26 protein-coding genes are annotated in these 25,373 nt (G+C 70.3%); 13 read left to right on the top strand and 13 right to left on the bottom strand.

From position 1 onward, the window contains the following. Nucleotides 1-45: 45 nt before the first annotated feature. Nucleotides 46-780 carry a class I SAM-dependent methyltransferase gene (locus tag HZ992_RS02905; protein WP_209385200.1) on the bottom strand — a complete coding sequence of 245 codons (735 nt, stop codon included), beginning with the start codon at nt 778-780 and terminating at the stop codon, nt 46-48. Nucleotides 781-950: 170 nt separating this feature from the next. On the opposite strand from HZ992_RS02905, the gene HZ992_RS02910 reads away from it, so the two are divergent. Then, entirely contained in the window at nt 951-2,186 is a 1,236-nt protein-coding gene (locus HZ992_RS02910) for a radical SAM protein (RefSeq protein ID WP_209385201.1), read from the top strand. Between the two features lie 13 nt (nt 2,187-2,199). On the opposite strand, the gene HZ992_RS02915 is transcribed toward HZ992_RS02910, so the two are convergent. Then, entirely contained in the window at nt 2,200-2,526 is a 327-nt protein-coding gene (locus HZ992_RS02915) for a c-type cytochrome (protein WP_209385202.1), read from the bottom strand. 84 nt (nt 2,527-2,610) lie between these two features. Then, nucleotides 2,611-3,678, bottom strand: a complete 1,068-nt coding sequence (locus HZ992_RS02920; RefSeq protein ID WP_209385203.1) for a DUF748 domain-containing protein — start codon at nt 3,676-3,678, stop codon at nt 2,611-2,613. Nucleotides 3,679-3,772: 94 nt separating this feature from the next. On the opposite strand from HZ992_RS02920, the gene HZ992_RS02925 reads away from it, so the two are divergent. After that, the gene (locus HZ992_RS02925; RefSeq protein ID WP_209385204.1) at nt 3,773-4,651 is read left to right on the top strand and encodes an EamA family transporter; all 879 of its coding nucleotides are present in this window, start codon (nt 3,773-3,775) and stop codon (nt 4,649-4,651) included. A 12-nt stretch (nt 4,652-4,663) separates the two neighbouring features. Continuing rightward, nucleotides 4,664-5,515 carry a DUF429 domain-containing protein gene (locus HZ992_RS02930; protein WP_209385205.1) on the top strand — a complete coding sequence of 284 codons (852 nt, stop codon included), beginning with the start codon at nt 4,664-4,666 and terminating at the stop codon, nt 5,513-5,515. Here the strand turns inward: HZ992_RS02930 and HZ992_RS02935 are convergent. The 5 genes from HZ992_RS02935 to HZ992_RS02955 are packed head-to-tail and all read right to left on the bottom strand — an operon-like array spanning nt 5,466 to nt 10,439. After that, on the bottom strand, nt 5,466-5,915 hold the full coding sequence (locus HZ992_RS02935; protein WP_245213337.1) for a hydrogenase maturation protease: 450 nt from the start codon (nt 5,913-5,915) through the stop codon (nt 5,466-5,468). The two genes, HZ992_RS02930 and HZ992_RS02935, sit on opposite strands and share 50 nt — an antisense overlap. Further along, nucleotides 5,912-7,426 (bottom strand): Ni/Fe hydrogenase subunit alpha, encoded by a 1,515-nt coding sequence (locus HZ992_RS02940; RefSeq protein ID WP_209385206.1) that lies wholly within the window; start codon nt 7,424-7,426, stop codon nt 5,912-5,914. The genes HZ992_RS02935 and HZ992_RS02940 overlap by 4 nt, the downstream gene beginning before the upstream one ends. Before the next feature lie 3 nt (nt 7,427-7,429). After that, on the bottom strand, nt 7,430-7,981 hold the full coding sequence (locus HZ992_RS02945) for an NADH-quinone oxidoreductase subunit B family protein (RefSeq protein ID WP_209385207.1): 552 nt from the start codon (nt 7,979-7,981) through the stop codon (nt 7,430-7,432). Beyond that, nucleotides 7,978-8,685 (bottom strand): 2Fe-2S iron-sulfur cluster-binding protein, encoded by a 708-nt coding sequence (locus tag HZ992_RS02950; RefSeq protein WP_209385208.1) that lies wholly within the window; start codon nt 8,683-8,685, stop codon nt 7,978-7,980. Before HZ992_RS02950 ends, HZ992_RS02945 begins: the two co-directional genes overlap by 4 nt. Beyond that, nucleotides 8,682-10,439 carry an NAD(P)H-dependent oxidoreductase subunit E gene (locus HZ992_RS02955; RefSeq protein ID WP_209385209.1) on the bottom strand — a complete coding sequence of 586 codons (1,758 nt, stop codon included), beginning with the start codon at nt 10,437-10,439 and terminating at the stop codon, nt 8,682-8,684. Before HZ992_RS02955 ends, HZ992_RS02950 begins: the two co-directional genes overlap by 4 nt. Here HZ992_RS02955 and HZ992_RS02960 point away from each other — a divergent pair. Genes HZ992_RS02960 through HZ992_RS02975 form a run of 4 tightly spaced genes read left to right on the top strand, consistent with a single transcriptional unit; the run spans nt 10,438 to nt 15,112 of the window. After that, on the top strand, nt 10,438-11,715 hold the full coding sequence (locus HZ992_RS02960) for a GGDEF domain-containing protein (RefSeq protein ID WP_209385210.1): 1,278 nt from the start codon (nt 10,438-10,440) through the stop codon (nt 11,713-11,715). The two genes, HZ992_RS02955 and HZ992_RS02960, sit on opposite strands and share 2 nt — an antisense overlap. Before the next feature lie 60 nt (nt 11,716-11,775). Further along, nucleotides 11,776-14,247 carry a ligase-associated DNA damage response DEXH box helicase gene (locus tag HZ992_RS02965; protein WP_209385211.1) on the top strand — a complete coding sequence of 824 codons (2,472 nt, stop codon included), beginning with the start codon at nt 11,776-11,778 and terminating at the stop codon, nt 14,245-14,247. Next, entirely contained in the window at nt 14,244-14,642 is a 399-nt protein-coding gene (locus HZ992_RS02970) for a YkvA family protein (protein WP_209385212.1), read from the top strand. The genes HZ992_RS02965 and HZ992_RS02970 overlap by 4 nt, the downstream gene beginning before the upstream one ends. Then, nucleotides 14,639-15,112 carry a thermonuclease family protein gene (locus HZ992_RS02975; protein ID WP_209385213.1) on the top strand — a complete coding sequence of 158 codons (474 nt, stop codon included), beginning with the start codon at nt 14,639-14,641 and terminating at the stop codon, nt 15,110-15,112. Before HZ992_RS02970 ends, HZ992_RS02975 begins: the two co-directional genes overlap by 4 nt. A gap of 19 nt (nt 15,113-15,131) precedes the next feature. On the opposite strand, the gene rocF is transcribed toward HZ992_RS02975, so the two are convergent. The 4 genes from rocF to HZ992_RS02995 are packed head-to-tail and all read right to left on the bottom strand — an operon-like array spanning nt 15,132 to nt 18,803. After that, the gene (rocF, locus tag HZ992_RS02980; protein WP_209385214.1) at nt 15,132-16,052 is read right to left on the bottom strand and encodes an arginase; all 921 of its coding nucleotides are present in this window, start codon (nt 16,050-16,052) and stop codon (nt 15,132-15,134) included. A gap of 13 nt (nt 16,053-16,065) precedes the next feature. Beyond that, nucleotides 16,066-16,968, bottom strand: a complete 903-nt coding sequence (locus HZ992_RS02985) for an LOG family protein (protein WP_209385215.1) — start codon at nt 16,966-16,968, stop codon at nt 16,066-16,068. A 22-nt stretch (nt 16,969-16,990) separates the two neighbouring features. Next, nucleotides 16,991-18,037 (bottom strand): YeiH family protein, encoded by a 1,047-nt coding sequence (locus HZ992_RS02990; protein WP_209385216.1) that lies wholly within the window; start codon nt 18,035-18,037, stop codon nt 16,991-16,993. Beyond that, a complete protein-coding gene (locus HZ992_RS02995; RefSeq protein ID WP_209385217.1) occupies nt 18,030-18,803 on the bottom strand; it encodes a GntR family transcriptional regulator in 774 nt (257 codons plus the stop codon). Before HZ992_RS02995 ends, HZ992_RS02990 begins: the two co-directional genes overlap by 8 nt. Before the next feature lie 118 nt (nt 18,804-18,921). Here HZ992_RS02995 and HZ992_RS03000 point away from each other — a divergent pair, with 118 nt between their 5' ends. The 6 genes from HZ992_RS03000 (at nt 18,922) to HZ992_RS03025 (ending at nt 24,551) form a co-directional block, all read left to right on the top strand. Beyond that, the gene (locus HZ992_RS03000) at nt 18,922-19,203 is read left to right on the top strand and encodes a UxaA family hydrolase (protein WP_209385218.1); all 282 of its coding nucleotides are present in this window, start codon (nt 18,922-18,924) and stop codon (nt 19,201-19,203) included. Nucleotides 19,204-19,219: 16 nt separating this feature from the next. After that, nucleotides 19,220-20,395, top strand: a complete 1,176-nt coding sequence (locus tag HZ992_RS03005) for a UxaA family hydrolase (protein ID WP_209385219.1) — start codon at nt 19,220-19,222, stop codon at nt 20,393-20,395. A 1-nt stretch (nt 20,396) separates the two neighbouring features. Continuing rightward, the gene (locus HZ992_RS03010; RefSeq protein ID WP_209385220.1) at nt 20,397-21,323 is read left to right on the top strand and encodes a hydroxyacid dehydrogenase; all 927 of its coding nucleotides are present in this window, start codon (nt 20,397-20,399) and stop codon (nt 21,321-21,323) included. After that, nucleotides 21,320-22,318, top strand: coding sequence for an Ldh family oxidoreductase (locus tag HZ992_RS03015; protein WP_209385221.1), 999 nt, complete (start codon nt 21,320-21,322; stop codon nt 22,316-22,318). Before HZ992_RS03010 ends, HZ992_RS03015 begins: the two co-directional genes overlap by 4 nt. 110 nt (nt 22,319-22,428) lie before the next feature. Continuing rightward, the gene (locus HZ992_RS03020; RefSeq protein ID WP_209385222.1) at nt 22,429-23,397 is read left to right on the top strand and encodes a Bug family tripartite tricarboxylate transporter substrate binding protein; all 969 of its coding nucleotides are present in this window, start codon (nt 22,429-22,431) and stop codon (nt 23,395-23,397) included. A 116-nt stretch (nt 23,398-23,513) separates the two neighbouring features. Beyond that, nucleotides 23,514-24,551 (top strand): hypothetical protein, encoded by a 1,038-nt coding sequence (locus HZ992_RS03025; protein WP_209385223.1) that lies wholly within the window; start codon nt 23,514-23,516, stop codon nt 24,549-24,551. On the opposite strand, the gene HZ992_RS03030 is transcribed toward HZ992_RS03025, so the two are convergent. Further along, a complete protein-coding gene (locus HZ992_RS03030) occupies nt 24,539-25,300 on the bottom strand; it encodes a HesA/MoeB/ThiF family protein (protein WP_209387023.1) in 762 nt (253 codons plus the stop codon). The genes HZ992_RS03025 and HZ992_RS03030 overlap by 13 nt on opposite strands. Nucleotides 25,301-25,373 lie beyond the last annotated feature (73 nt).

The raw sequence follows: 25,373 nt of genomic DNA on the forward strand, positions 1-25,373 counted from the left end.
GTCTTGATTGTCGGAAGGGAAGATGCAAGCGCAGCTTGCGCAATGTCAAGCCGGCGGGCGCGTGCCGGCATGGATGCAGGCGATGCCGAAACTGAGGTCGCGCCAGTGCACGTCGGCGAAGCCGGCGTCCTGAATGTGGCGCGCGAAGGCGCCCTGGTCAGGAAAGCGCCGGATCGATTCGACGAGGTAGTCGTAGGCCTGCGGCGAGCGGGCGATCCAGGCGCCCAGGCGCGGGATCACGGTGAAGGAAAACAGGTCGTAGAACGGCCGCAGCCCCGGCCGCGGCGTCGAGAATTCGAGGCAAAGGAAGCGACCACCCGGCTTGAGCACGCGCCGCGCCTCGGCGAGCGCCGCATCGAGGTGAGTGACGTTGCGGATGCCGAAGGCGATGGTGAGCGTGTCGACCGAGGCATCCGCCAGCGGCAGCCGCTCGGCCGCGCCGAGTTGCCAATCGACGTGGGCCAGGCCGCGGGCCCGGCCGGCGGCCATCATGGCCTCGCTCGGGTCGATCACCGTCACCTGCCGGTCCGGCCCGGCCAGGCGTGCCGCCACGTCGCCGGTGCCGCCGGCGAGGTCGACGATGCACTGCCCCGCGCGCGGCGCGGCCAGCGCCACCAGGCGGCGCTTCCACAGGCGGTGGATGCCCAGGCTCATCAGGTCGTTCATCAGGTCGTAACGCGGTGCGACCGATTCGAAAACATTGCGGATGCGGCGCTCGCGTTCGCCCGATGCGACGAAGGCGTTTCCAAAGCTGCGTGAAAGGGGATCGGTGTCGGGCATGTCGCTCCAGTCTGGCGCGGCCGACGTGCCTGTCCGGTCCGCGATGCGTCACGAGAGACTGACGGTTATCGTGTCACGATTCGTTGACGGCAGTCAACGATGGGCCCCCTGCCGCCGCCTAAGGTAATGTCGACACAGCCTCTTCGGCATGTGTCCGGGAGGAGCCGAAAATGAGAATCTCTCTGAAGCCGTTCTGGCGACGCGAGGCGGGTTCCGCGGCAGATGGCGAGTCGGCGCTGGTTGGCGCGGGCGCCGTGCGATGGCTGCGCTCGGCGCGCCCTGCCGATGCACCGGTCGACGCCGCGGCGCAGTGGCCCGATACCGAACCCCATGCCGACACCGAGAACGCCCAGGCGAACTACCAGTCCGCGCTGCAGGCGCTGGCACAGCGGCCGGGCGGGCCGGTCGCGCTGTCGATCCGGCTGCCGTTCTGTGCCGCCCGCTGCCTGTTCTGCGATCGCGACATCCTGGCCGCGCAGCCGATCGACGTGATCGGCAGCTACGCCGAGGCGCTGGCCGACGAGGCGGCCCTGCTGGCGCAGCACATCGGCCGCGATCGCGACGTGCTGCAACTGCACCTGGGCGGCGGCACCGCCAACGAACTGAGCGATTCGCAGCTGGCCGCCCTGGTGGAGGCCTTGCAGTCGGCCTGGCGGCTGCCGTCGGATGCGGAGATGTCGGTCGAGTGCGACCCGCGCCGCGTGACCCGGCAGCACCTCGAGATGCTGCGCGGCCTCGGCTTCCGCCACGTCAGCTTCGGCGTGGCCGACTTCGACATCACGGTGCAGCAGGCCATCGGCCGGCGCAACTCGCAGGCGCTCATCGACGACGTGTGCATGACGGCGCGCGAGGCTGGCTTCGAGCGCATCCAGCTCGAGCTGATCGTCGGGCTGCCGCACCAGAGCGCATCGAGCTGGCGATCCACGCTCGACCGCCTGATCGCCATGGCGCCCGACCGCGTCGCACTGTCGTGCTATCAGCACCGGCCCGATCAGGCGCCTGCACAGCATGCGATCGACAGCGCCGCGCTGCCCGACAGCGCCTTGTGCAGCGAACTGCGTTCGATGACTTCGTCGGCCATGTTGTCGGCCGGCTATGCCCCGATCGGCGCCAGCCAGTTCGTGCTCGACGACGACGAACTCGCCCTGGCCCGGCCGGAAGGCCGGCTGCGCCGCAACCTGATCGGCTACACGGCCACGCCAGCAACGCCGCTGCTCGGCCTGGGCGCCGGTGCCGTCGGCGAGGTCGACGGCAGCATGTTCTGGAACCACCCGGCGCTGCCGGATTGGCATGCCGCCTTGCGTGAGAAGCAGTTGCCCGTGGCGCGCGCGGCTGGCGTGCGCCGAGGTCTCCCGCCTGATCGGCGAAGCGGCCGCGGGCAAGCCGCGCTGGCTGTCCTGAGCTGAAGCGCGCCGCCGGCTACGAAGGCGTCTTGAGCACCCAGGTGAGGACGGCCTTCAGGTCGGCGTCGTTCAGCCGGGCCGCCGGAGTGGGCGGCATCGGCACCTCGCCCCACACGCCCTTGCCGCCCTTGCGGATGCGTTCGGAGAGCATCGCCACGGCCTGGGGCTGACCCTTGTACTTGATCGCGATGTCGCGGTAGGCGGGGCCGATGACCTTCCTGGTCGCGGCATGGCAGGCGGCGCAGCCGGCCTGGATGGCGATCTTCTCGGAGGCCTGCGTGGCGCTGCTCGCGACCAGGGCGAGCAGGGTGGCCGCCAGGGCCGCAGAGTACGGGTACTTCATCGACAACTCCCGAGGTCTGACCCGGAAAAGTCTAGGCCGCGGGCGCCTGGCCTCTCTTGCGCGCGCGCAAGCAGCCGGCCAGGCTCAGCGCCCGAGCAGCCCCTTGATGACGCCGCCCACGCCTTCGACCACGCCGCCCAGGCTCACGCCCAGCGTCTCGGCCAGCCCGCCGGCCAGCTTGGTGGCGAGGTTGTCGTTGATCGAGAAGGCCGGGTCGTCGATGCGCCCGTCGAGCGTGAAGCCCACCTCGATGCGTCCGTCGCGCTTCATTGCCGCCAGCACGGCCTGGCGCGGCACGCCGCCGAAGGTGCCGAGCAGGCCGTCGCCGCTGGCCAGTTCCAGCCCGCTGAGCGTGACGCGGCCGGGCGCGTGCAGCCGTTTCGCCTTCACGGTGGCATCGAGCGAGAGGTCGAGCGAACCCCGCTTCACGCCGCCTTCGTTCACCTTCAGCAGGTAGGGCTGCAGCGCGACCAGGTCGACACCCTGCACGGAGGCCTTCAGCTTCGCGTCGAGCGAGGCGACGGTGAATTCGCCGCGGATGCTGATGCGGCCGTTGCGCTGCGGGCCCTTCAGCGTGGCCTGCAGGTCGATGTCGGTGGCTTCGTCGAATGCCGGGAAGGCCAGCGGCCCGACCGAGGCGTCGAGCGATTCGAAGCGCATCTTGTGCGTGCCCTGGCGCACGCTGGCATCGTGGAAGTCGATTGCCACATCGCGAAGCACCACCTGCGCGATGCGAACGTGCGGTGCACTGCCGGTCTCGGCCCCGGGGGCTGCGGGCTTGTCCAGCAGCGCCGGCAACACGCGCAGCTTGCCGTGGCGGCTGCGCTGCATCGACAGGTAGCCGTCTTCCACCTCGATGCGGCCCACGTGCCAGCCGCGCGACCACAGGTTGGCCAGGCCCGGCCGCAGGCTCACGCGGCGGGCCACCAGCTCGTCGGTCGAAGGCCAGGCACCGGGCGCGGCGCGGATGCGCAGGTCGCTGATCTCCAGGCCTGTCAGGCCCAGGCGCACGGCACCGATGCTGGCCCGCGGGCCGAGTGCCTCGCGCAGGCTGGCTTCGATCTGTCCCGAGGCCTTGCGCAGGCCGAGCACCGCGCCGAATGCGACGAGGGCCAGCAATCCGGCGAGGAGGATGAGGCGGTTGCGGTTCACCCGGTCGATTGTCGCGGCTGCCCTCCGGTCGACGCTCGCGTGGGGTGTCTCCGCCGTGACGGCATTCACGCCGGGCTCATCGACAATCCGCGGCATGCCGCTGTCCGCCCTCGCGCTCGTGCTGGCCGCGGCGCTGCTGCATGCGCTGTGGAACATCGTCGCCAAACACTCCGGCGGCGACCAGCGCTTCGCCTTCATCGCCGCCGTGCAGCTCAGCGTGATCTGGGCGCCGCTGGGCCTGTGGATGGGCTGGGGCGTGGTGACGCTGTGGGGCTGGCGCGAATGGGCGGCGGTGCTGGCCAGCGCCATCGTGCACCTGCTGTACTTCACCACGCTGCTGCGCGGCTACCGGTTGGCGGATCTCACCGTGGTCTACCCCGTCGCGCGCGGCACCGGCCCGCTGCTCAGCGCCACCGGCGCGGTGTTGCTGCTCGGTGAGCGCCTGTCGCCGCTCGGCATGGTGGGCGTGGCCGGCGTGGTGGCGGGCGTGTTCCTGATCGCCGGCGGCCCCGCGCTGTGGAGCCAGGTGCACGACCCGGCGCAGCGCGAGCGCGTGCGGAGGGGCATCCGCTACGGCGCGCTGACCGGCGCGCTGATTGCCGGCTACACGCTGATCGATGGTTACGCGGTGATGGTGCTGATGGTGTCGCCCATCCTCGTCGACTGGTTCGGCAACCTGCTGCGCATTCCCTTCCTGTTGCCTGGCGCGCTGCGCGACCGCGCTGGGCTTCGCGAGGCCTGGCGCACGCAGTGGAAACATGCGCTGGTGGTGGCGGTGTTCGGACCCATCGGCTACGTGCTGGTGCTCTACGCGATGCGCCTGGCGCCGCTGTCGCACGTGGCGCCGGCGCGCGAGGTGTCGATGCTGTTCGCAGCGCTGATCGGCGGGCGCTTGCTCGGCGAGCGCGACCGCGGCCTGCGCGTGGCCGGCGCGCTGTGCATCGTCGCCGGGGTGGTGTCGCTGGCGGCGTGATAGCGTGCCGCGATGCAGTACCCCCTGATTGCCGGCATCGACTTCACCAGCCGCCCCACGCGGCGCAAAGCCATCACCGTGGCGCTGGGCGAACGCGCCGGCGCCGCGGTGAAACTCGTGCGGGTCGAGGAGCACGACAGTTTCGAGACCTTCGCCGCCTGGCTGCGCACGCCGGGGCCCTGGCTCGGCGCATTCGACTTTCCCTTCGGCCTGCCGCGCGAACTGGTGATCACGCTGGGCTGGCCGACCGACTGGCTGCCGCTGATGCGCCACTACGCGGCGCTGTCGCGCGAGCAGATCCGTGCCACCTTCGCCGCCTTCTGCGATGCGCGGCCGGTGGGCGGCAAGTTCGCGCACCGCGCCTGCGACATCCCCGCCGGCTCGTCGCCGTCGATGAAGTGGGTGAACCCGCCGGTGGCCTACATGCTGCACGCTGGCGCACCGCTGCTGATCGACTCTGGCGTCGATCTGCCCGGCCTGCACGCGGGCGATGCGAGCCGCGTGGCGCTGGAGGCCTACCCCGGCCTGCTGGCCCGCGAGCTGATCGGCCAGCGCTCCTACAAGAGCGACGAGAAGGCCAAGCAGACGCCCGAGCGGCTGATCGCCCGCAAGGACCTGCTCGAAGCGCTGGAGCAAGGCCGCACGCGTCTCGGCTTGAGGCTGCGCCTCACGCACGCGCAGCGCGACGCGCTGGTGGCCGATGCCTCGGGCGACAGGCTCGACGCGGTGCTGTGCCTCGTGCAGGCGGGCTGGGCCGCCGGCGAGCCGGACTATGGCCTGCCGGCGACGATCGACCCGCTCGAAGGCTGGATCGTCAGCGCAGCCAGCCCGCCGCCCAGCCCAGCGCCAGTTCGAGGTTCCTGAGCGCCGCCTCTCCCGGCGGCTCGCCGAGCTCGAAGCGCTCGCCGCGGATGGCCAGCAGCGTGCAGGGCGGTGGGTCGCTCGCATGGAGCTCCACATAGACCTGCAGCAGTGCCGCCGGCGACATGGCGTGCGTGGTGAAGCTGCGGTCGCGCAGTGCTTGCACGGGCGCGGCCTCGAAGGGCGCGGCGCAGTTCAGGCTCGCGTCGACGAAGAGCACGCGCTCGCGGCCGACCAGGTCGAGTGCATGTTCGACCTGCAGCTGGTAGTCGTCGAGGAAGTCGATGCGTGCGAGCTCGGCCGGCGCCAGCCGCTCGCGCAGCCGTTCGATGAACAGCGGCCCGAGCGCGTCGTCGCCGCGGCTGGCATTGCCCCAGCCGAAGACGAGCAAGGGAGCCGTCACGCCGGCAGGCCAACGGGCGCGGCCAGATCGCGCTGCAGCGAACCGTCGTGCGACTTGAGCACGTGGTCGAGCACTGTGCCGTCGGCGTCGAGCAAGGACACATCCAGCGGCATCTGGCCCAGCGCGTGCGTGGCGCACGACAGGCACGGATCGTAGGCGCGGATCGCCACCTCGATGCGGTTGAGCAGGCCCTCGGTGAGCTCCTGCCCGTCGAGGTACTCGCGCGCCACCGAGCGCACGGCCTCGTTCATCGCCTGGTTGTTGTGCGTGGTCGAGACGATCAGGTTGCACATCGTGACCAGGTCGTCGTCGCCGACGCGGTAGTGGTGGATCAGCGTGCCGCGCGGCGCCTCGATGATGCCCACGCCTTCGCCCACTCTCTGCCCCGTCGACATCAACTCGCCGGCAAGGATGTCGGGGTCGGCGAGCAACTGCTCGATCACCTCGGCGGCGTGCAGTGCCTCGATCATGCGCGCCCAGTGGTAGGCCAGCGTGGCGTGCACCGGCACGCCGTGGCCCCGGGCGATGAAGGCCTGCCGCTGCGCTTCGGCCAGGGGCGTGGGGATGAAGTCGCAGTTCTGCACCCGCGCCAGCGGGCCGACGCGGTACCAGCCGGCTTCGCGGCCGAGCGACTTCAGGTGCGGGAACTTCATGTAGGTCCAGGGCCGCACCTCTTCGGCGATCAGATCGAGGTAGCGCTGGTCGCTCGCGCCGTCGAGCAGGATGTTTCCCGCCGCATCGCGCGCGCGCAGCCCGCCGTCGTAGAGGTCCATCGCGCCGTCGGCGCGCACCAGCGACAGCATGTTGGAGCGGAAGCTGCCGAAGCCGTCGTACAGGACGGCGTTGCTCTCGTGCAGTTGCCGCGCGATCGTCACGGCGTCCTGCGCCCAGGCGAGGGTCTGGCCGATGTCGCGCTGCAGCCCGTCGCGGTCGGCGCGGCTGACATGCTTGTTCATGCCGCCGGGCACCGAGCCCGTGCCGTGCACGCGCTTGCCGGCCGTGACGCGGATCACCTCCTGGCCGAACTTGCGCAGCATCACGCCCTTCTTCGCGATGTCCGGGTGCTTCTCGATCACGCCGACGATGTTGCGCTTCTGGACCTCCGAGTCGAAGCCGAACAGCAGGTCGGGCGAAGAGAGGTGGAAGAAGTGCAGCGCATGCGACTGCAGGATCTGGCCGTAGTGCATGAGGCGCCGGATCTTCTCGGCGCTCGGCGTCACCGGGTGCGCGCCGAGCACGCGGTCCATCGCCTTGCTCGCCGCCAGGTGGTGCGACACCGGGCAGATGCCGCACAGCCGCTGCACCATCACCGGCACCTCCCAGTAGGGCCGGCCCTCGATGAACTTCTCGAAGCCGCGGAACTCGACGATGTGCAGCCGCACCTGCTGCACGCGGTTCGCCTCGTCGAGCAGGATCGTCACCTTGCCGTGACCCTCCACGCGCGACACCGGGTCGATGGCGACGCGGCGCAGTCCTTCAGGCGTGGCAGCGGTTTCGAGGTCGAAGGCCATGGTTCAGTCGTAGTGGATCAGGCCATGCCCGAGGTGCGGCGTGCGGCCGGCCATCAGGTCGGTGAGGAAGCTCCAGAACGCGTCCGCCGAGGGCGGGCAGCCGGGCAGGAAGTAGTCGACGTGCACCACCTCGTGGATCGGGTGCACGTGGTTGAGCAGCAGCGGCAGCTCCGGGTCGTTGGGCACGCCCTGCGGGTACACGTCGGTGAGCAGCCGGCCGAGATCGAGATGGTTGCGCTGCGCCGGCAGGCCGCCGTTGATCGCGCAGGCGCCCACCGCCACCAGCGTCTTGCAGTGCGCGCGGAACTCGCGCAGCACCTGCACGTTCTCGGCATTGCACAGCCCGCCCTCGATGAGGCCGAGGTCGCAGTGGCCCACGGTCTTGATGTCGGTGAGCGGCGAGCGGTCGAACTCGATGTGCTCGATCAGCTCGAGCAGCCGCTCGTCGATGTCGAGAAACGACATGTGGCAGCCGAAGCAGCCGGCCAGCGACACCGTGGCCACCTTCAGCTTGCGCGGGCCATGGGCCGGGTAGGGCGTGAGCGTCGTGGTCACGAGGCCTCCTGGCGGCCGGGCTCGGCCACGCTGTCCTGGTCGTAGCGGCGCTCGCCGATCGGGATCACGAAGCCGCGCCGCTTGGGCAGGATCACGCCGACCGGGCAGATGCCCGCGGCGCGGTCGGTCAGGGCCATGTCGGTGTCGCCGAGCTGGCCGCTGTCGCTGTTGACCACCAGGTGCGTGCCGATGCCGTGGCCGGCGATGGCGAACACGTTCTTGCCGTCGATCTCGTGGCTGGCGCGCACGCACAGCTCGCACAGGATGCAGCGATTGAAGTCGAGCAGGATGTCGGGGTGGCTCGCGTCCACCGGCCGGTCGGGATAGAACTCCTCGAAGTGCGGCCCTTCCATGCCCATCTGGTAGGCGGTGGCCTGCAGCAGGCAGTTGCCGCTCTTCTCGCACGAGGGGCAGAAGTGGTTGCCTTCGATGAACAGCATCTGCAGCAGCGTCTTGCGCTGCGCGTCGAGCTCCTCGGTGTGGTTCTCCACCGCCAGGCCCTCGCTGGCCTGCACGGCGCATGCCGCGGCCATGCGGCCGTTCACACGGACGGTGCAGATGCGGCAGGAGCCGTGGGCGCGGAAGTCCGGGTGCCAGCACAGGTGCGGGATGTAGTGGCCCGCGCGGCGCGCTGCCTGCAGCAACGTGTCGCCGGGCACGAAGGGCACGTCCTCGCCGTCGAGCGTGAAGCAGGGCTCGCTCATTCGGCCGTCTCCAGGTGCGAGGCCGGGTCGTCGCGCCCGGTGATCTGCCGAGCCACCGAGAGCTCGGCATCGAGGTCGAAGGCGGGCTCGAAGTACAGCGACTTCAGGTGCCGCTCATAGGCCGGGCGGAACTTGGCAATGGTGTCGCGCAGCGGGTTGCAGGCCGTCGCACCCAGCCCGCAGTGCGTGGCGCCGTGCATCAGCTTGTCGAGCTCGTAGAGCACGTCGACGTCGTGGCGCGAGCCATGGCCCTGCGCGAGCTTGTCCATGCGCTTGACGACCAGCGCCGTGCCCACGCGGCAGGGCGTGCAGAAGCCGCAGCTCTCGTGGGCGAAGAAGTGCGCGAAGTTGCGCGCCACCTCGAACATGTCGCGCGAGCGGTCGAACACCATGAAGGCGCCGGCGGTGGGCACGTCCTCGAAGGCGATGCGCCGGCCGAACTCGAAGGCCGACAGGCACACGCCCGAGGGCCCGCCGACCTGCACGGCCTGCGTGTCGCGCGCGCCGCAGTCCTCGAGGATGCGGCCGATGCGCGTGCCGAAGGGGTACTCGTACAGGCCCGGCCGCTCGCAGTCGCCCGACACCGAATGGATTTTCGTGCCGGTGGACTTGGGCGTGCCGATCGCCGCCCACCAGTCGCCGCCCTGCACCGCGATGTGCGCCGCGGCGCAGAAGGTCTCGACGTTGTTCACCGTGGTCGGCCGGCCCATGTAGCCCTGCTGCACCGGGAAGGGCGGGCGGATGCGTGGCGTGCCGCGCTTGCCTTCGAGCGACTCGATCAGCGAGGACTCCTCACCGCACACGTAGGCACCTGCGCCGAGGTGGATGTCGATGTCGAAGTCGAAGCCGTCATGGCCCTGGATGGCCGTGCCCAGCAGATGCGCATCGCGGCGCCGCTGCAGCGTCTCGCGCAGCGGCTCCAGCAGGTAGCGGTACTCGCCGCGCAGGTAGACCAGGCCCTGCTTCGCGCCGATGGCGGCAGCAGCGATCGTCATGCCTTCGAACACCAGGTCGGCGTGGCGGCTCAGCAGCACGCGGTCCTTGAAGGTGCCGGGCTCGCCCTCGTCGGCATTGCACACGACCACCCGTTCGCTGCCCGCCGCCTCGCGGCACAGCGCCCACTTGGTGCCGGTGGTGAAGCCCGCGCCGCCGCGGCCGCGCAGGTTGGAACGTTTCATCTCCTCGAGCATGGCCGCGGGGCCGCGCGCCAGCGCGGCGGCCAGCGCCTGCCCGGCGGCAATCGGCTGGCCCAGCAGCACGTCGGCGCGGCGCACGTTGTCGTCGATGCGGAACCATTCGGCCGGCCACGACGAGGCCGGCGTATCCGATTCGATGAGCTCGGCGATGCGGGCCACACGTTGCGCATCGAGGCGAGTGATCACGAGCTGGTGGTTGATGAGCAGCGCCGGGCCCTGGTCGCACAGGCCGGTGCAGGACGTGGCCGCCACGCTGACGCGGCCGTCGGTTCGCATCTCGCCGGGCTTGACGCGCAAGCGCTCGCACAACTGGGCCATCAGCGCTTCGCTGCCGAGCAGGCGGTCGGTGATGTTGTCGCTGAACAGCACCCGCCAGCGCCCCACGGGCTGCAGGTGGAAGAAGCGATAGAAGCTGGCCACCCCCTCGACCTGCGCCAGCGTCAGCCCGAGCTCGCGCGCCAGGTCGGCCAGCAGCGGGCGCGGCAGCCAGCCGTGCTGCTCCTGCGCTTCGCGCAGCAGCTGGACCAGCGAGTTCCGGTGACGGGGGAAGTGCAGCATGGGCACGACGATGGTGTGGCCGGTGCGTTGGATCAGACTTGATTTGCGGCAAATTCGCAAGGCTCGGCTCAAGTCGCCGCCCCGATGGCCGAAACTTGACGAATCGGCGGCGCTTCCCCAGCCGCATTCGAGTGTCGTGACCGATCCAGCCGCCATTCCCCCAGCAAGGCTCAGCCCGTCGGTCGAGGCCCCTGCATCGCGCGTGCTCAGCGGCCATCTCCGGCGGGCGATGCGCACGCAGGTCATGGTGATTGCGTTCTACCTGGTCGACGCACTCCTGATGGCCGGCTATGCCGCGCACGGAGCGCTTCCTCCCGTCGCCCCGCTGGCCTTCGGCGCTGCGGGCATCGGATTGACGGGCTTGTTTGCCATCATGGTGCGCATGGGCCTTCACCGGCGAATGGGTGGCGCGCTCTTCACGACCCTCCAGTTGCTGAGCGCGTGCAGCCTGATGCTCGTCACGGCGGCCGCGCTGCCGCAGATCGGCGTGCTGCTGTTGCTGACCCTGATCATCGCCCTGGCCACGGCCGCGCTGCAATTGCCGCTCCGGCACGTGTTGGTGGTGACAGGCCTCATTGCGGCCTTCTCGCTGGCCCTGCTGTTGTTCAACGGCGTCCGGTTCGGCCTGCCACTGGACGATGGGTGGTTGCGTCTGCTCACTGGCCTGTGGTTCGCCGTGGTGCTGGCCAAGATCGTGGCCATCAACCTGATCGGTGCAGAGATGCGCAAGGCCCTCTCGGCGAGCAACTCCCGGCTCGAGGCCGCACTGGCCCAGGTGCGCGAACTGTCGGAGCGGGACGAACTGACCGGCCTGCAGAACCGGCGCAGCATCCTGGCGCATCTGGCAGAAGAGAGGGCGCGGTTTTCGCGCGGTGGCCTGGCATTCGGGGTGGCGATTCTCGACATCGATCACTTCAAGCGGGTCAACGACCGGCATGGCCATGCCATGGGCGATGAGGTGCTGCGTGCGTTTGCGAAGATCGTGACCGACAAGCTGCGCAGTACCGATCGCATCGCGCGGTATGGCGGCGAGGAGTTTCTGCTGCTGCTGACCAACAGCCCCGAAGCCCATTCGGTGCAGCTCGCCGTGGAGCGTCTGCGGTGCGCCGTGGAGGAATTCCCCTGGTCCGAGCTCGCTGCGGAGCTCAAGCTCACGTGTTCGATCGGGGTGACGATGAGCTGTGCGGGGGAAGGTGTGGCCGAGATGCTCGAGCGTGCCGATGCGGCGCTGTACCGCGCCAAGTCGGACGGGCGCAACACCGTGCGCCTTGGATGAGGACGCCGAGCCAGTCCATGCCTTGAGTCGCCGGCGCAGCCTTGCTGCACACTCGCATTGATGCGAGAACCGCCGCCCCCTGCGCCTGACGACGAGCCCGCACGGCGCTGGTTCGCCTCGCGAGGCTGGCAGCCCTTCGACTTCCAGCGCGAGGTGTGGGCGGCGATGGTGGCGGGCCGCAGTGGCTTGCTGCATGCCACCACCGGATCGGGCAAGACCTACGCCGTGGCGCTCGGCGCGCTGCAGCGCGGCCTGGCCCTGGCGCAGCCCGCACGTGGCGCACCGCCGCTGCAAGTGCTGTGGCTGACGCCGATGCGCGCGCTCGCCGCCGACACCACCCGCGCGCTCACGATGCCGCTGGCCGATCTCGCGCCAGAGTGGACGCTCGGCCAGCGCAGCGGCGACACGCCGGCGGCCGAGCGGGCGCGGCAGGACAAGCGTTTCCCGACGGTGCTGGTCACCACGCCCGAGTCGCTCAGCCTGATGCTCACGCGCGAGAACGCGGCGCAGGACCTCGGCGCGGTGCACACCGTGGTCGTCGACGAATGGCACGAACTGATGGGCAACAAGCGCGGCGTGCAGGTGCAGCTCGCAATTGCCCGGCTGGCGCGCTGGAACCCGGATCTCGTCGTCTGGGGCCTGTCGGCCACGCTGGGCAACCTGGACGAGGCGATGCGCGTGCTGGTCGGCGCGCGCGAGGCCACGCTGGTGCAGGGCCGCATCGATAAGACGCTCGTGATCGACACCTTGCTGCCCGCGAACCCGGGGCGCTTCTCCTGGGGCGGGCACCTGGGTGCGCAGATGCAGCTGCCGGTGGTGGCCGAGATCGAGCGCAGCAGCACCACGCTGGTCTTCACCAACACACGCTCGCAGGCGGAGATCTGGTACCAGCTGCTGATCCAGGAGCGGCCGGAGTGGGCGGGCCTCGTCGCCTTGCACCACGGTTCGCTCGACAAGGAGGTGCGCGAGTGGGTCGAGCTGGGCCTGAAGGAAGGCCGGCTCAAGGCGGTGGTCGCCACCTCGTCGCTGGACCTGGGCGTGGATTTCCTGCCGGTGGAGCGTGTGCTGCAGATCGGCTCGCCCAAGGGCATCGCGCGGCTGCTGCAGCGCGCCGGCCGCAGCGGCCACGCGCCGGGGCGGCCGAGCCGCGTCACCATCGTGCCGACCAACACGCTGGAGCTGGTGGAGGCGGCTGCCGCACGCCGTGCCGCGAAGGCCGGGCGCATCGAGCAGCGTGCCTCGCCCGACAAGCCGCTGGACGTGCTGGTGCAGCACCTCGTCACCGTGGCGCTGGGCGGCGGGTTCGAGCCGGAGTCGCTTTACGCCGAGGTGCGCGGCGCGCACGCCTTCCGCGAGCTGACGCGCGCCGAGTTCCAGTGGGCGCTGGACTTCGTCGAGAAGGGCGGCGCGAGCCTGGCCGTCTACCCGGAGTACCACCGCGTGGCGCTCGTCGATGGCCTGTACCGCGTGCCCGACCGCGGCATCGCCAAGCGCCACCGGCTGCAGGTCGGCACCATCGTCGGCGACGCGTCGATGCAGGTGAAATACCTCAGCGGCGGCAAGATCGGCACCATCGAGGAGAGTTTCATCGCGCGGCTGCGCCCGGGAGACTGCTTCGTGTTCGCCGGCCGCGTGCTCGAGTTCATCCGCACGCAGGACATGGCGGCCTACGTGAAAAAGGCGACGAAGAGCCGCGGCATCGTGCCGTCGTGGGCCGGCGGGCGCATGCCGCTGTCCACCGAACTGGCCGATGCGGTGGTGGAGCTGCTCGCCGAGGCCGCGCAGGGCGACTGGGTGCGCGACGCCGACGAACCCGAGATGCAGGCCGCGGCGCCCATGCTCGCCACGCAGATGAAGCTGTCGCGCCTGCCGACGCCCAGGACCCTGCTGATCGAGCGCTATCGCTCGCGCGAGGGCGAGCACCTGTACCTGTACCCCTTCGCCGGGCGCAACGTGCACCTGGGCCTGGCCAGCCTGCTGGCCTGGCGGCTGGCGAAACACGCGCCTAACACCTTCAGCATGAGCGTCAACGACCACGGCTTCGAGTTGCTGAGCGCCGAGCCGGTGGACGTGGCCTCCCTGCTCGACCAGCAGGTCTTCAGCGCCGAGCACCTGCTCGAAGACGTGCTGGCCAGCCTGAACTCCGGCGAGCTGGCCCAGCGGCGCTTTCGCGAGATCGCCCGCGTGTCCGGGCTGATCTTCACCGGCTACCCGGGTGCGGCCAAGAGCACGCGGCAGCTACAGGCCTCCAGCGGGCTGTTCTACGAGGTGTTCCGCAAGTACGACGCCGGCAACCTGCTGCTCACGCAGGCACAGGCCGAGGTGCTCAGCCAGGAGCTGGACATCCTGCGCCTGGCCGCCACCTTGAAGCGTTTGAGCGCGCGCCGCATCGAGTTCGTCGAGCTGAAAGCGCCCAGCCCGTTCAGCCTGCCGCTGATGGTGGAGCGCTTCCGTGAGAAGCTCAGCAACGAGAAGCTGGCCGACCGGCTGGAGCGCATCGTGCGAGATGCGGAGAGAATGGCCGACCGATGAGCAAGTTCACACGTTTCTTCAAGTTCGCCAACGCCGCGCGCCTGGCCACCTACCTGATCGCGCTGTGGAAGCTGTTCAAGCACCCGCAGACACCGCGCGCGGCGAAGGTCGTGGCCATCGCCGTGCTGGCCTACGCGGTCAGCCCGATCGACCTGATCCCGGATTTCATCCCGGTGCTGGGTCAGCTCGACGACCTGATCCTGCTGCCCTTGGGCGTGGCGCTGGCGGTCAAGCTCACGCCACCGGCGCTGTGGGAGGCGCGGCTGCGCGAGGCCGAAGCTTCGGCGGAGAAGCTGCCGCGCATGTGGTGGGGTGCGGCGCTGATCGTGTTGCTGTGGGTGGTGCTGTTCGGCCTGCTCGTCTGGTGGCTGGTGAGGCTGTTCGCTGCCGCATGAGGGGCGGAGTGTGGTTGCTGGGGCTGGCGCTGTCCGGCGCCGCCCAGGCCATGAGCGGCATCGTCACGCATGTGACCGATGGCGACACGATCTGGGTGAGGCCCGACGAGCCGAACCGCAAGCCGGTGAAGCTGCGCCTGGTGGGCATCGACGCGCCCGAGCGCTGCCAGGCCTGGGGGGCGCAGGCCACCGCCGCGCTCACGTCGCAGGTGCTGCACCGCCACGTGGAGGTGCCCACGCGCGGTGTCGATGCGCACGGCCGCCTGCTCGGCGGCCTGATGCTCGACGGGCGCGACGTGAGCGCCTGGATGGTGTCGCGAGGGCATGCCTGGAGCGCGCGTTACCACCGCCACCCTGGCCCCTACGCGCAGGAGCAGCAGGTCGCGCAGACGGGACGCGCCGGGCTCTTCGCAGACCCGGCGGCGATCGAACCCTGGGTGTTCCGCAAGCGACACGGCCCCTGCCCGTGAAGGCGGGCGGGCGCGCCGCTCAGCCCGGCTGGCGCATCAGCGTGCTCTTGCCGAACAGGCTCTCGATCAGGTCCACCGCGAGCGTGGCGGTCTTGTTGCGCACGTCCAGCGCCGGGTTCAGCTCCATCACGTCGAGCGAGGCGAGCCGGCCGGTGTCGGCGATCATCTCCATGCACAGCTGCGCCTCGCGGTAGGTCGGGCCGCCGGGCACGGTGGTGCCCACGCCCGGCGCGATGTCGGGGTCGAGGAAGTCGACGTCGAAGCTGACGTGCAGGTGCGTGTTGGCGTCCAGCGTGGCCAGCGCCAGCTCCATGGTGTGGCGCATGCCCATCTCGTCGATGTAGCGCATGTCGAACACCTCCAGGCCGACCTGGTGCACGAAGCGCTTCTCGCCCTGGTCGACGCTGCGGATGCCGATCTGGCGCACGACTTTCGCGCTGATCGCCGGCACCGTGCCGCCGATCTCGATCAGTTCCTGCGGGCCATGGCCGCACAGGCAGGCCACCGGCATGCCGTGGATGTTGCCGCTGGGCGTGAGCTGGTTGGTGTTGAAGTCGGCATGCGCATCGAGCCAGAGCACGCGCAGCTTCTTGCCGGCCTCGCGGCAGTGCCGCGCCACCGCGCTGATCGAGCCGATGCCCAGGCAGTGGTCGCCGCCGAGCAGGATCGGCAGCCGGCCGCCGTTCAATTCGGCGTAAACCGCCTCGTGCACCGCCTGGTTCCAGGCGACCACCTCGGCCAGGTGGCGGTAGCCGCCCACCGGCGGCAGCCAGGGGTTGGCCGGCCCGGCGAGGTTGCCGCGGTCGAGCACCTCCAGGCCGTGGGCTTCGAGCACCGGCACGATCTGCGCGACGCGCAAGGCCTCCGGGCCCATGCTCGCGCCGCGGCTGCCCGCGCCGATGTCGGTGGGCGCGCCGATCAGGCTGACCTGCTTGTTCATGGTGTCGTGGGGCTCAGGTGTCGTCGGCGAACTCGCCGGTGGTGGTTTCGGGCAGGTCGAAGCCGTATTCCTCGGCCAGTACCGCCCAGGCCTCTTCGGCGGTCTCGACGAAGCGGAACAGGCTCACGTCGCCGGGGCTGATCATGCCGGTCTCGATGAGCCAGTCGAAGTCGATCAGTCGCGTCCAGAACTCGCGGCCGAACAGCAGGATCGGCCGCTTGCGCGACTTGCCCGTCTGCGTCAGCGTCATCGTCTCGAACAGCTCGTCGAGCGTGCCGAAGCCGCCGGGAAAGCACACCAGCGCGATCGAGCGCATCACGAAGTGCATCTTGCGCAGCGCGAAGTAGTGGAACTGGAAGCACAGCTCCGGCGTGATGTACGGGTTCGGCGCCTGCTCGTGCGGCAGCACGATGTTCAGGCCGATGCTCTTGCCGCCCACCTCGTGCGCGCCGCGGTTGCCTGCCTCCATGATGCCGGGGCCGCCGCCGGTGACCACGTAGACCGGCGACTCCAGCTCGCGCGACTTGCGCGTGACGATGCCGGCGAAGCGCTGCGCCTCGTCGTAGTAGCGCGACATGCTCACGCCCATCTCGGCGCGCCTGACGGCCGCGGCGTCGCCCTCGGCGCGCGCCGCCTCCAGCCGCAGCATGGCGACTTCCGGCGGCAGGATGCGCGCGCTGCCGAAGATGACGATGGTCGAGCGGATGCCGTGCTCGGCCTGCACCATCTCCGGCTTGAGCAGCTCGAGCTGCATGCGCACCGGGCGCAGCTCCTCGCGCAGCAGGAACTCGGTGTCGGTGAAGGCCAGGCGGTAGGCGCTTTCGGGGCCGGCGTAGAGCGACGGCGAAACGACGGCTTCGGCGTCTTCTTCGGCGCTCGGGAAGTTGCGTGCCGTCAGGTCCTGTTTCTTGTCCATGGCGCGGAGGATAACCGCGGCGTCAGTGGCGCAGCAGCAGGGCGCCCAGCACCAGGGCGGCCATCCAGGCCGTCTCTGCGGCAAGCAGCAGCACCGGCCGCCAGCCGGCGCGGGCGAGCTGCATGAACGAGGTCTTCATGCCCAGGGCGGCGATCGCCGCCACCAGACAGCCGCGCGAAAGCTCACCGAGGGCCTGCTGCACCGGTGCGGCGATCACGCCGGCCGAGTTGACCGCCACCATGGCGACGAACAGCCACAGGAACCAGGGCACCAGCGGCTGCTTCGTCGTGGCATGGCCCTGCGCTGCGGCGGCCTGATCGCGGCGGGCCTTGAAGGCCGCCGACACCACCACCACCACCACCGCCAGCATCGCCACACGGAACAGCTTGACGATGGTGGCGTAGTCGCCCGCCTCGGTGCCCAGCGTGTATCCCGCGCCCACCACCTGCGCGACGTCGTGGATGGTGCCGCCGAGGAACAGGCCGGCCTGCTGCGGCGTCAGGTCGAGGAGCCGCGCGATCAGTGGGTAGACCACCATCGCCGCCGTCGACAGCGCGGTCACGGCCACGACGGTGAACAGCGTGAAACGCTCGCCGTCCTTCTCGCGCGGCAGCACCGCCGAGATCGCCAGCGCCGCCGAGGCGCCGCAGATCGCCACCGCGCCGCCGCACAGGATGCCCTGGCTGCGAGTCATGCCCAGGCGCCGGCCGAGCGCGTGGCCCACGAAGAGGGTGCTGGCCACCGCCGCGACGACGATCAGCGCCGTGCTCCAGCCCAGGCCCGCGATCTGCATCGCGGTGATGCGTGCACCGAGCAGGCCCACGCCCAGGCGCAGCACGGTGCGGGCGCAGAACTCGATGCCCGGCCGGGTGCGCGGTTCGTGGCTGAGGTAGTGGAAGGCGATGCCGAAGAACAGTGCGTAGAGCAGTTGCGGGCCGCCGTGCAGCACCGACACCAGGGTGGCGGCCATCGCAAGCACGCCGGCCAGCGCTGCGCCGGGAGCGAGGGCGTACAGCCGCAGGATCAGCCGTTGCACAGCGGCCGGCGCGTTCGCGGCCTGATCACTCATGCCGGCTCGTCGGCCGCGACAGCAGGTGCACGTAGTCGTGGTGGCGGGTGTCGATGGTGGAGACGCGGTACTCCACCGGCCGGTCGCCGAAGGTCAGCGCGGTTCGCCGCACCTGCATCACCGGCGTGCCCAGCGGAATGCCCAGCACGCGCGCGGCGGCGCGGTCGGCCGCCACTGCGCGGGCGCGCTCCAGCGCCCGCACCACGGTGATGCCGAAGTCTGACTGGTAGAGCTGGTAGATCGTCGCCTCGCGTTCGGCGAAGCGTTTCTCGCTGAGGCCCTTGAACAGTGCGGCGGGCAGCATCAGCCGGTCGTGCACGACCGCCTTGCCCTGCAGGCGCAGCCGGTTCTCCACCTGCACGACCGGGTCGCCCACACGCAGGCCGAGCGCCTGGGCGGCGTCTTCCTCGCATCGCTGGCGCTCGTACGAGACCAGGTCGACCTCGGGCGCCTCGCGCAGGCCGTCGGCGCGCTCGACGTGGAAGTACTGGAACAGGAAGCGGTCGGGGTTGTGCGTCGCAACGAATGTGCCGCGGCCCTGGCGGCGCACCAGCAGGTGCTCGGCGACCAACTCGTCGACCGCCTTGCGCAGCGTGCCGATCGACACGCCCAGCGAAGCCGCCAGCTCCGTCTCACTGGGCAGCGCCTGGCCCGGCGGCGCCTGCCCCGACTCGATGGCGCGCAGCAGCGCGCGCTTGACGACGCGGTACAGGGGCATGCCGGCGGCTTCGGGGGCGATGGCGCGGAAGGCGTGGCGGGCGGGCATGGCGGCGCAGTCTAGCGACGCGCTCGCCACTCAAGCAAGTCATCTGTATGACCTGTTTGACGACGGGTTATCGGCAGCGCAGGATGCCGCCCTGCGGTTCGACATCCCGGAGACATCGATGATTCATTTCGTATTGCACGACGCCAGCGACACCGTCGCCGTCGTGGTGGTGGAGGGCGTGAAGGCCGGCATGGCGCTGACCGGCTGGATCATGGACGAGGACCGCATGGTCGACATCGTCGCCCGGCAGGACATCCCGATCGGCCACAAGGTGGCGCTCAAGGCGATGAAGCCCGGCGACACCGTCATCAAGTACGGCATCGACATGGGCAAGGTGGTCGCCCCGATCGAGGCCGGCGAGCACGCGCACGTGCAGAACATCAAGACCAAGCGTTGGTAAGCCGAGGACCCCGACCATGAGCATCATCACCAAGGACACCACCTTCCTCGGCTACCGCCGCGAGAACGGCCGCGTCGGCGTTCGCAACCACGTCATCATCCTGCCGCTGGACGACCTGTCGAACGCGGCCGCCGAGGCCGTCGCCCACAACATCAAGGGCGCGATGGCGATCCCGCACCCCTACGGCCGGCTGCAGTTCGGCGCCGACCTGGAGCTGCACTTCCGTACGCTGATCGGCACCGGCTGCAACCCGAACGTCGCGGCGGTCGTCGTCATCGGCATCGAGGACGGCTGGACGAAGAAGGTCGTCGACGGCATCGCCGCGACCGGCAAGCCGGTGGCCGGCTTCGGCATCGAGGGCCATGGCGACCACGACACCATCTTGCGCGCCAGCAAGGCGGCGCGCGAGTACGTGCAGTGGGCCAGCGAGAAGCAGCGCGAGGCCTGCGCGATCCACGAGCTGTGGGTCTCCACCAAGTGCGGCGAGAGCGACACCACCAGCGGTTGCGGCGCCAACCCGACCGTGGGCAACGCCTTCGACAAGCTGCACCCGCTGGGCACCACCCTGTGCTTCGGCGAAACGACCGAGCTGACCGGCGGCGAGCAGATCGTCGCGGCGCGCTGCAAGACGCCCGAGGTGCGCGAGAAGTTCATGTTCATGTTCAACCGCTACCAGGACGTGATCAACCGCCACAAGACCACCGACCTCAGCGAAAGCCAGCCGACCAAGGGCAACATCGCCGGCGGCCTGACGACGATCGAGGAGAAGGCGCTGGGCAACATCCAGAAGATCGGCAAGAAGTGCACCGTCGACGGCGTGATCGACAAGGCCGAGATGCCCGCCCACCCGGGCCTGTGGTTCATGGATTCGTCCAGCGCGGCGGCCGAGATGGTGACGCTGTGCGCGGCCTCCGGGTACGCGGTGCACTTCTTCCCCACCGGCCAGGGCAACGTGATCGGCAACCCGATCCTGCCGGTCATCAAGATCTGCGCGAACCCGCGCACCGTGCGCCTGATGAGCGAGCACGTCGACGTCGACACTTCGGGCCTGCTGCAGCGCGAGATCACGCTCGACCAGGCCGGCGACCGGCTGCTCGAGAACATGCTGCGCACGGCCAACGGGCGCCTGACCGCCGCCGAGGCGCTGGGCCACCGCGAGTTCGTGCTGACGCGGCTGTTCGAGAGCGCCTGACATGGCGCGGGTGGTGATCTCGGAGTTCATGGACGCGGCCGCCGTGGCGCAGCTCGCGGCCAGGCACGACGTGCTCTACGACGCGGCGCTGGTCGACGATGCGCCGCGCCTGCTCGCCGAAGCGGCGAAGGCCGACGCGATCGTCGTGCGCAACCGCACCCAGGTTCGCGGCGCGCTGCTCGAGGCGCTGCGGCGCTGCAAGGTGGTCGGCCGGCTCGGCGTGGGGCTGGACAACATCGACGTGGCCGGCTGCGAATCGCGCGGCATTCTCGTGGTCCCGGCCACCGGCGCGAACGCGCTGTCGGTTGCCGAGTACGTGGTCGGCACGGCGATGCTGCTGCTGCGCGGGGCTTACCAGTCCAGCGCGGCGGTGTCCGCCGGGCAGTGGCCGCGCACGGCGCTGTCCAATGGCCGCGAGATCGCCGGCAAGACGCTGGGCCTGATCGGCTTCGGCTCGATCGGCCAGCTCACCGCGACGCGCGCGCGGGCGCTGGGCATGACGGTGATCGCCTTCGACGCGATGATGGACGAAGACCACCCCGCCTTCGCCGCGGTCGGTGTGCGCTGCACCGGCCTGGACGAGGTGATTCGCAGCGCCGACGTGCTCAGCCTGCACGTACCGCTGGTGGAGTCGACGCGCGGGCTGTTCGACGCCGCGCGCATCGCCTCGATGAAGCCGGGCGCCGTGCTCATCAACACCGCCCGCGGCGGCATCCTCGACGAGGCGGCCGTCGCCGCGGCGCTGAAGAGTGGTCAGCTCGGCGGCGCGGCGATCGACGTGTTCGGCACCGAGCCGTTGCCGGCCGCGCCGCATTTCGAGGCTTGCCCGAACCTGGTGTTGACGCCGCACGTGGCCGGCCTCACGGCCGAGGCGAACGAGCGGGTGTCCTCGCTGATCGCACAGAAAGTGCTGGAGGCGCTGGCATGAAGCTCGCCATCGGACAGCTGCAGGCGCTGGTGGCCGGTGCACTGCTGCGCGCCGGCGCCAACGCCACGATGGCCGAGTGCACCGCGCGTGCGCTGGTGCTCGCGGAAGCGCAGGGGCTGGTCTCTCACGGGCTGAGCCGCGTCCCGCAGTACAGCGGGCACCTGAGGACCGGCCGCGTCAACGGTGCGGCGCTGCCCGGCGTGCTGCGCCGCAAGGGCGGGGCGCTGCTGGTCGACGCCCAGGAGGGCCTGGCCTTCCCGGCCTGCGAGCTGGCGGTGCGCGAGGCCATCGCGGCAGCGCGCGAGCATGGCGTGGCCTTCGCCGGTGTGACGAACAGCCACCACTGCGGCGTGGTCGTCGATCACCTGCGCCTGGCGGCCGCAGCCGGGATGGTCGGGCTGGGTTTTGCGAACTCGCCCTCGGCGATGCCGGCGGCCGGCGGCCGGCATCCGATCTTCGGCACCAACCCGGTGGCGGCGGTGTTCCCGCGCCGCGGTGCGGACCCGCTGATGATCGACCTGAGCCTGTCGGAGGTGGCGCGCGGCAAGCTGATGGTCGCCGCCAAGGAAGGCAAGTCCATCCCGGCCGGCTGGGCGCTCGACAAGGACGGCCAGCCCACCACCGACCCGAAGGCCGGCATGGAGGGCTCGATGCTGCCGATCGGCGCCGTCTCCTCGCCCAAGGGCGCGATGCTCGCGCTGGTGGTCGAGCTGCTGGTCACCGCGCTGATCGGCGCGAACTTCGGCTTCGAGGCTTCGAGCTTCTTCGTCGACGAGGGCAACCGGCCGCGCATCGGCCAGGCCTTCATCCTCGTCGACCCGGGCGCGTTGGCCGGGGCGGACAGCTACCTCGACCGCATCGAGGTGCTGATCGCCGAGATGCTGCGCGACGAAGGCGTGCGACTGCCCGGCGCGCGCCGCGAGGTGCTGCGTCGGCGTGCCGAGGCCGAGGGCATCGAGGTGGCCGACAACATGCTCGCCGTGCTGCGCGGCTGAACCAGTCGAACAAGGCATGAACGCAAAGACGATTCCCGCATAAGCACCATCGTTGCGACAGCCGCCCGCCAGAGGCAGCATGCGCGACTTCCCACGGAGACAAACCGACCATGCAACGACGCGATCTGCTCAAGGCACTGCCCCTGCTGCTGCCTTCCTCCCTGGCCTGGGCCCAGGCCGACTATCCGAAGGCCGGCGGCACGATCCGCTACGTCGTGCCCTTCCCGCCGGGCGGCTTGACGGACGTGATGGCGCGCCTGGTCGGGCAGCAGCTCGGCACGCGCTGGGGCGTCAACGTGGTGATCGACAACAAGCCCGGCAACGGCGGGCAGATCGGTGCGGCCGAGGTGGCCAAGTCTGCGGGCGATGGCCAGACGCTGCTGGCCATCACGCTGACACACGCCGCCAACGTGACGCTGTTCAAGGGCAAGGCCAGCTTCGATTTCCAGAAGGAGCTGCGGCCGGTGGCGCTGCTGGCCGGCTCGCCGATCCTGGTGGTCGTGCCCGCGGCCAGCCCCATCAAGGACTTCGCCGGGCTGATTGCCGCGGCGCGCGGCGGCAAGCTCAACGCCGGCTCCAGCGGCAACGGCACGCCGCCGCACCTGACGCTGGCGCTGTTCAACGACCTGATGAAGACCGAGGTGCAGCACGTGCCCTACAAGGGCGGCGCACCGTCGATGACCGACCTGATCGGCGGCCAGCTCGACCTGGTGTTTTCCAACATGCCCGAAAGCATCGCCCACGTGAAGAGCGGCAAGCTGCGTGCGCTGGCTATCGCCAGCAGCGACCGCCACCCACTGGTGCCCGACGTGCCGACCACCGCCGAGGCTGGCCTGCCGCAGCTCGCGGTGGAGAACTGGACGGCGATCATGGTGCCGGCGGCCACGCCCGAGGCGGCGGTGGCCAAACTCGGCGCCGAGGTGCTGAAGATCATGGCCGCGCCGGAGATCGAGGAGCGCGCGCGCACGCAGGGTTTCCGCGTCGACGCGCGCGGGCCGCAGGCCTTCGGGGCTTATCTGAACAGCGAGGTCGAACGCTGGGCCAAGGTGATCGCCGCGGCGAAGATTTCGGCGGACTGAGCCGACGGGCTGTCATCATCGCTGTCGATCCGGTCGACAGTGAGGCGGCGATGGCGTGTGGCGGGGAATCACGACGCGGCGTGCGGCGGCGCCGGTTGCTGCAAGGTGTGGCGACGTTGGCTGCGGCCCCGCTGGCGGCCTGCGGCTCCGGTGGCAGCGACGCCGCCCCCGGTGCCACGCGCAGCTGGCAGATGGGCTTCTCTCCCAACCCGCCGCGCCCCACCGTCCAGAGCGTGCTGCAGGGCATCGACCTGTGGAGCCGCCGCGCCGAGCTGGCCATCATCCACGAAGAAGTGCCGTGGACCGACCTGCTGGCCGGCAAGTCGCCCGATGCCATCCTGGACGACGACAAGGTGGCGCTGGTGCAGTACCTGCGCAGCAAGGGCCTGCAGCTCGTCTTCATGGGCGACCTGAACGACGGACTGGCGCGCGAGAGCGAGGCGCCGAAGCTGCGCGCCGCAGGCCGCAGCATCACCGAGCCTGCCGTGCAGCAGCTCTATCGCGACTACCTGCTCGCCGTCGACCGCAAGTTGCGGCCCGCCGTGCTGGGTCTGGTCGCCGAGAGCAACCTGATCCGCGTGGCCGCGCCCGCGCTCTACCCGGCCATCGTGAAGACCGCCAACGACACGGCCGCCGCCCTGCGCTCGGCCGGCAGCACGACGACGCTGCTGGCCAGCGTGCAGGTGGAGACGGCCTGGGGCCGCCTCGGTGGCGCCGCCGGTTTCATCGGCATCGCCGCCGATCTGGCCGACTTCCCGTTCACGCAGACGCTCGGCCTCTCGTCCTACCCGTACTTCGGCTGGACACAACCGGAGGACATCCCGACCGACTACTACAGCCGCCTCGTCGCCGGCCGCGACCTGCCGGTCATGGTCACCGAGGGCGGCTGGGCCAGCGCCTCGGGCGGCAGCATCGTCAGCTCGCCGCAGCTGCAGGCGCGCTACATCACGCGCCAGGCGGCCTTGCTCGACGCGGTGAAGGCGAGGGCGCTGCTGCAGCTGCAGTTCGCCGATGTGGACCTGGCCAGCGTGCCGCCGCCGGTGCCGGCCAACCTGCCGCTGTTCGCCAGCATCGGCCTGGCCGACAGCGACTTCGTGCCCAAGCCGGCGCTGGCCGCCTGGGACGCGCTGTTCGCGCGGCGCTACGCGCCCTGACGCAGCGCCGCACACACCGGGCACTTCGGTGCCCGGGCGACGCGGATCTCGTTCCACTCCATCGATCGTGCGTCGAGCATCTGCAGCCGCCCGGCCAGCGAGCTGCCCACGCCGGCGAGCAGCTTGAGCGCCTCGGCCGCCTGCATGGTGCCGATGATGCCCACCAGTGGCGCGAACACGCCCATGGTGGCGCAGCGCACTTCCTCGAAGGTGGCTTCGGGCGGGAAGATGCAGGCGTAGCAAGGGTTGTTGTCGGCACGCGTGTCGTAGACCGAGATCTGGCCGTCGAAGCCGATCGCCGCGCCCGACACCAGCGGCTTGCGGTGCGCTACGCAGGCGGCGTTCACCGCATGGCGGGTGCTGAAGTTGTCGCTGCAGTCGAGCACCACGTCGGCGGCAGCCACCAGCGCATCGAGCCGCTGCGCGTCGGCACGCTCCTGCAGGCCGACGACACGTACCTCCGGGTTGATGGCGGCGATGGCCCGCGCCGCGGAGCCGACCTTGGGCTGGCCGACCCGCTCCAGGGTGTGGGCGATCTGCCGCTGCAGGTTGGTCACGTCGACGGTGTCGTGATCGACCAGTGTGATCGTTCCGACGCCGGCCGTGCCCAGGTACAGCGCGACCGGCGAACCCAGCCCCCCCGCGCCGATCACCAGGGCGTGGGCTTCGAGCAGCTTCTGCTGGCCCTCGACGCCGATCTCATCGAGCAGGATGTGGCGCGAGTAGCGCAGCAGCTGCTCATCGCTCAGGCCGTCGTGCTTGCCGTCGTTCATGCGCGCGAGCATACCCACAAGCGGCGACGCCCGCGCGGGGCGGGCGTCG

Origin of the sequence: Rhizobacter sp. AJA081-3 (genome assembly GCF_017795745.1) — a bacterium.
Lineage (GTDB): Bacteria > Pseudomonadota > Gammaproteobacteria > Burkholderiales > Burkholderiaceae_C > Piscinibacter.

What these genes read in the sequence shown, in the direction of transcription:
- HZ992_RS02930 (WP_209385205.1), top strand. Translation starts at nt 4,664, where the DNA reads ATGCAGTACCCCCTGATTGCCGGCATCGACTTCACCAGCCGCCCCACG.
- HZ992_RS02940 (WP_209385206.1), bottom strand. Translation starts at nt 7,426, where the DNA reads ATGGCCTTCGACCTCGAAACCGCTGCCACGCCTGAAGGACTGCGCCGC.
- HZ992_RS02965 (WP_209385211.1), top strand. Translation starts at nt 11,776, where the DNA reads ATGCGAGAACCGCCGCCCCCTGCGCCTGACGACGAGCCCGCACGGCGC.
- HZ992_RS02925 (WP_209385204.1), top strand. Translation starts at nt 3,773, where the DNA reads ATGCCGCTGTCCGCCCTCGCGCTCGTGCTGGCCGCGGCGCTGCTGCAT.
- HZ992_RS03000 (WP_209385218.1), top strand. Translation starts at nt 18,922, where the DNA reads ATGATTCATTTCGTATTGCACGACGCCAGCGACACCGTCGCCGTCGTG.
- HZ992_RS03005 (WP_209385219.1), top strand. Translation starts at nt 19,220, where the DNA reads ATGAGCATCATCACCAAGGACACCACCTTCCTCGGCTACCGCCGCGAG.
- HZ992_RS02970 (WP_209385212.1), top strand. Translation starts at nt 14,244, where the DNA reads ATGAGCAAGTTCACACGTTTCTTCAAGTTCGCCAACGCCGCGCGCCTG.
- HZ992_RS02990 (WP_209385216.1), bottom strand. Translation starts at nt 18,037, where the DNA reads ATGAGTGATCAGGCCGCGAACGCGCCGGCCGCTGTGCAACGGCTGATC.
- rocF (WP_209385214.1), bottom strand. Translation starts at nt 16,052, where the DNA reads ATGAACAAGCAGGTCAGCCTGATCGGCGCGCCCACCGACATCGGCGCG.
- HZ992_RS02960 (WP_209385210.1), top strand. Translation starts at nt 10,438, where the DNA reads ATGGGCACGACGATGGTGTGGCCGGTGCGTTGGATCAGACTTGATTTG.
- HZ992_RS02985 (WP_209385215.1), bottom strand. Translation starts at nt 16,968, where the DNA reads ATGGACAAGAAACAGGACCTGACGGCACGCAACTTCCCGAGCGCCGAA.
- HZ992_RS02910 (WP_209385201.1), top strand. Translation starts at nt 951, where the DNA reads ATGAGAATCTCTCTGAAGCCGTTCTGGCGACGCGAGGCGGGTTCCGCG.
- HZ992_RS02995 (WP_209385217.1), bottom strand. Translation starts at nt 18,803, where the DNA reads ATGCCCGCCCGCCACGCCTTCCGCGCCATCGCCCCCGAAGCCGCCGGC.
- HZ992_RS02950 (WP_209385208.1), bottom strand. Translation starts at nt 8,685, where the DNA reads ATGAGCGAGCCCTGCTTCACGCTCGACGGCGAGGACGTGCCCTTCGTG.
- HZ992_RS02915 (WP_209385202.1), bottom strand. Translation starts at nt 2,526, where the DNA reads ATGAAGTACCCGTACTCTGCGGCCCTGGCGGCCACCCTGCTCGCCCTG.
- HZ992_RS02955 (WP_209385209.1), bottom strand. Translation starts at nt 10,439, where the DNA reads ATGCTGCACTTCCCCCGTCACCGGAACTCGCTGGTCCAGCTGCTGCGC.
- HZ992_RS02975 (WP_209385213.1), top strand. Translation starts at nt 14,639, where the DNA reads ATGAGGGGCGGAGTGTGGTTGCTGGGGCTGGCGCTGTCCGGCGCCGCC.
- HZ992_RS02905 (WP_209385200.1), bottom strand. Translation starts at nt 780, where the DNA reads ATGCCCGACACCGATCCCCTTTCACGCAGCTTTGGAAACGCCTTCGTC.
- HZ992_RS03010 (WP_209385220.1), top strand. Translation starts at nt 20,397, where the DNA reads ATGGCGCGGGTGGTGATCTCGGAGTTCATGGACGCGGCCGCCGTGGCG.
- HZ992_RS03020 (WP_209385222.1), top strand. Translation starts at nt 22,429, where the DNA reads ATGCAACGACGCGATCTGCTCAAGGCACTGCCCCTGCTGCTGCCTTCC.
- HZ992_RS03015 (WP_209385221.1), top strand. Translation starts at nt 21,320, where the DNA reads ATGAAGCTCGCCATCGGACAGCTGCAGGCGCTGGTGGCCGGTGCACTG.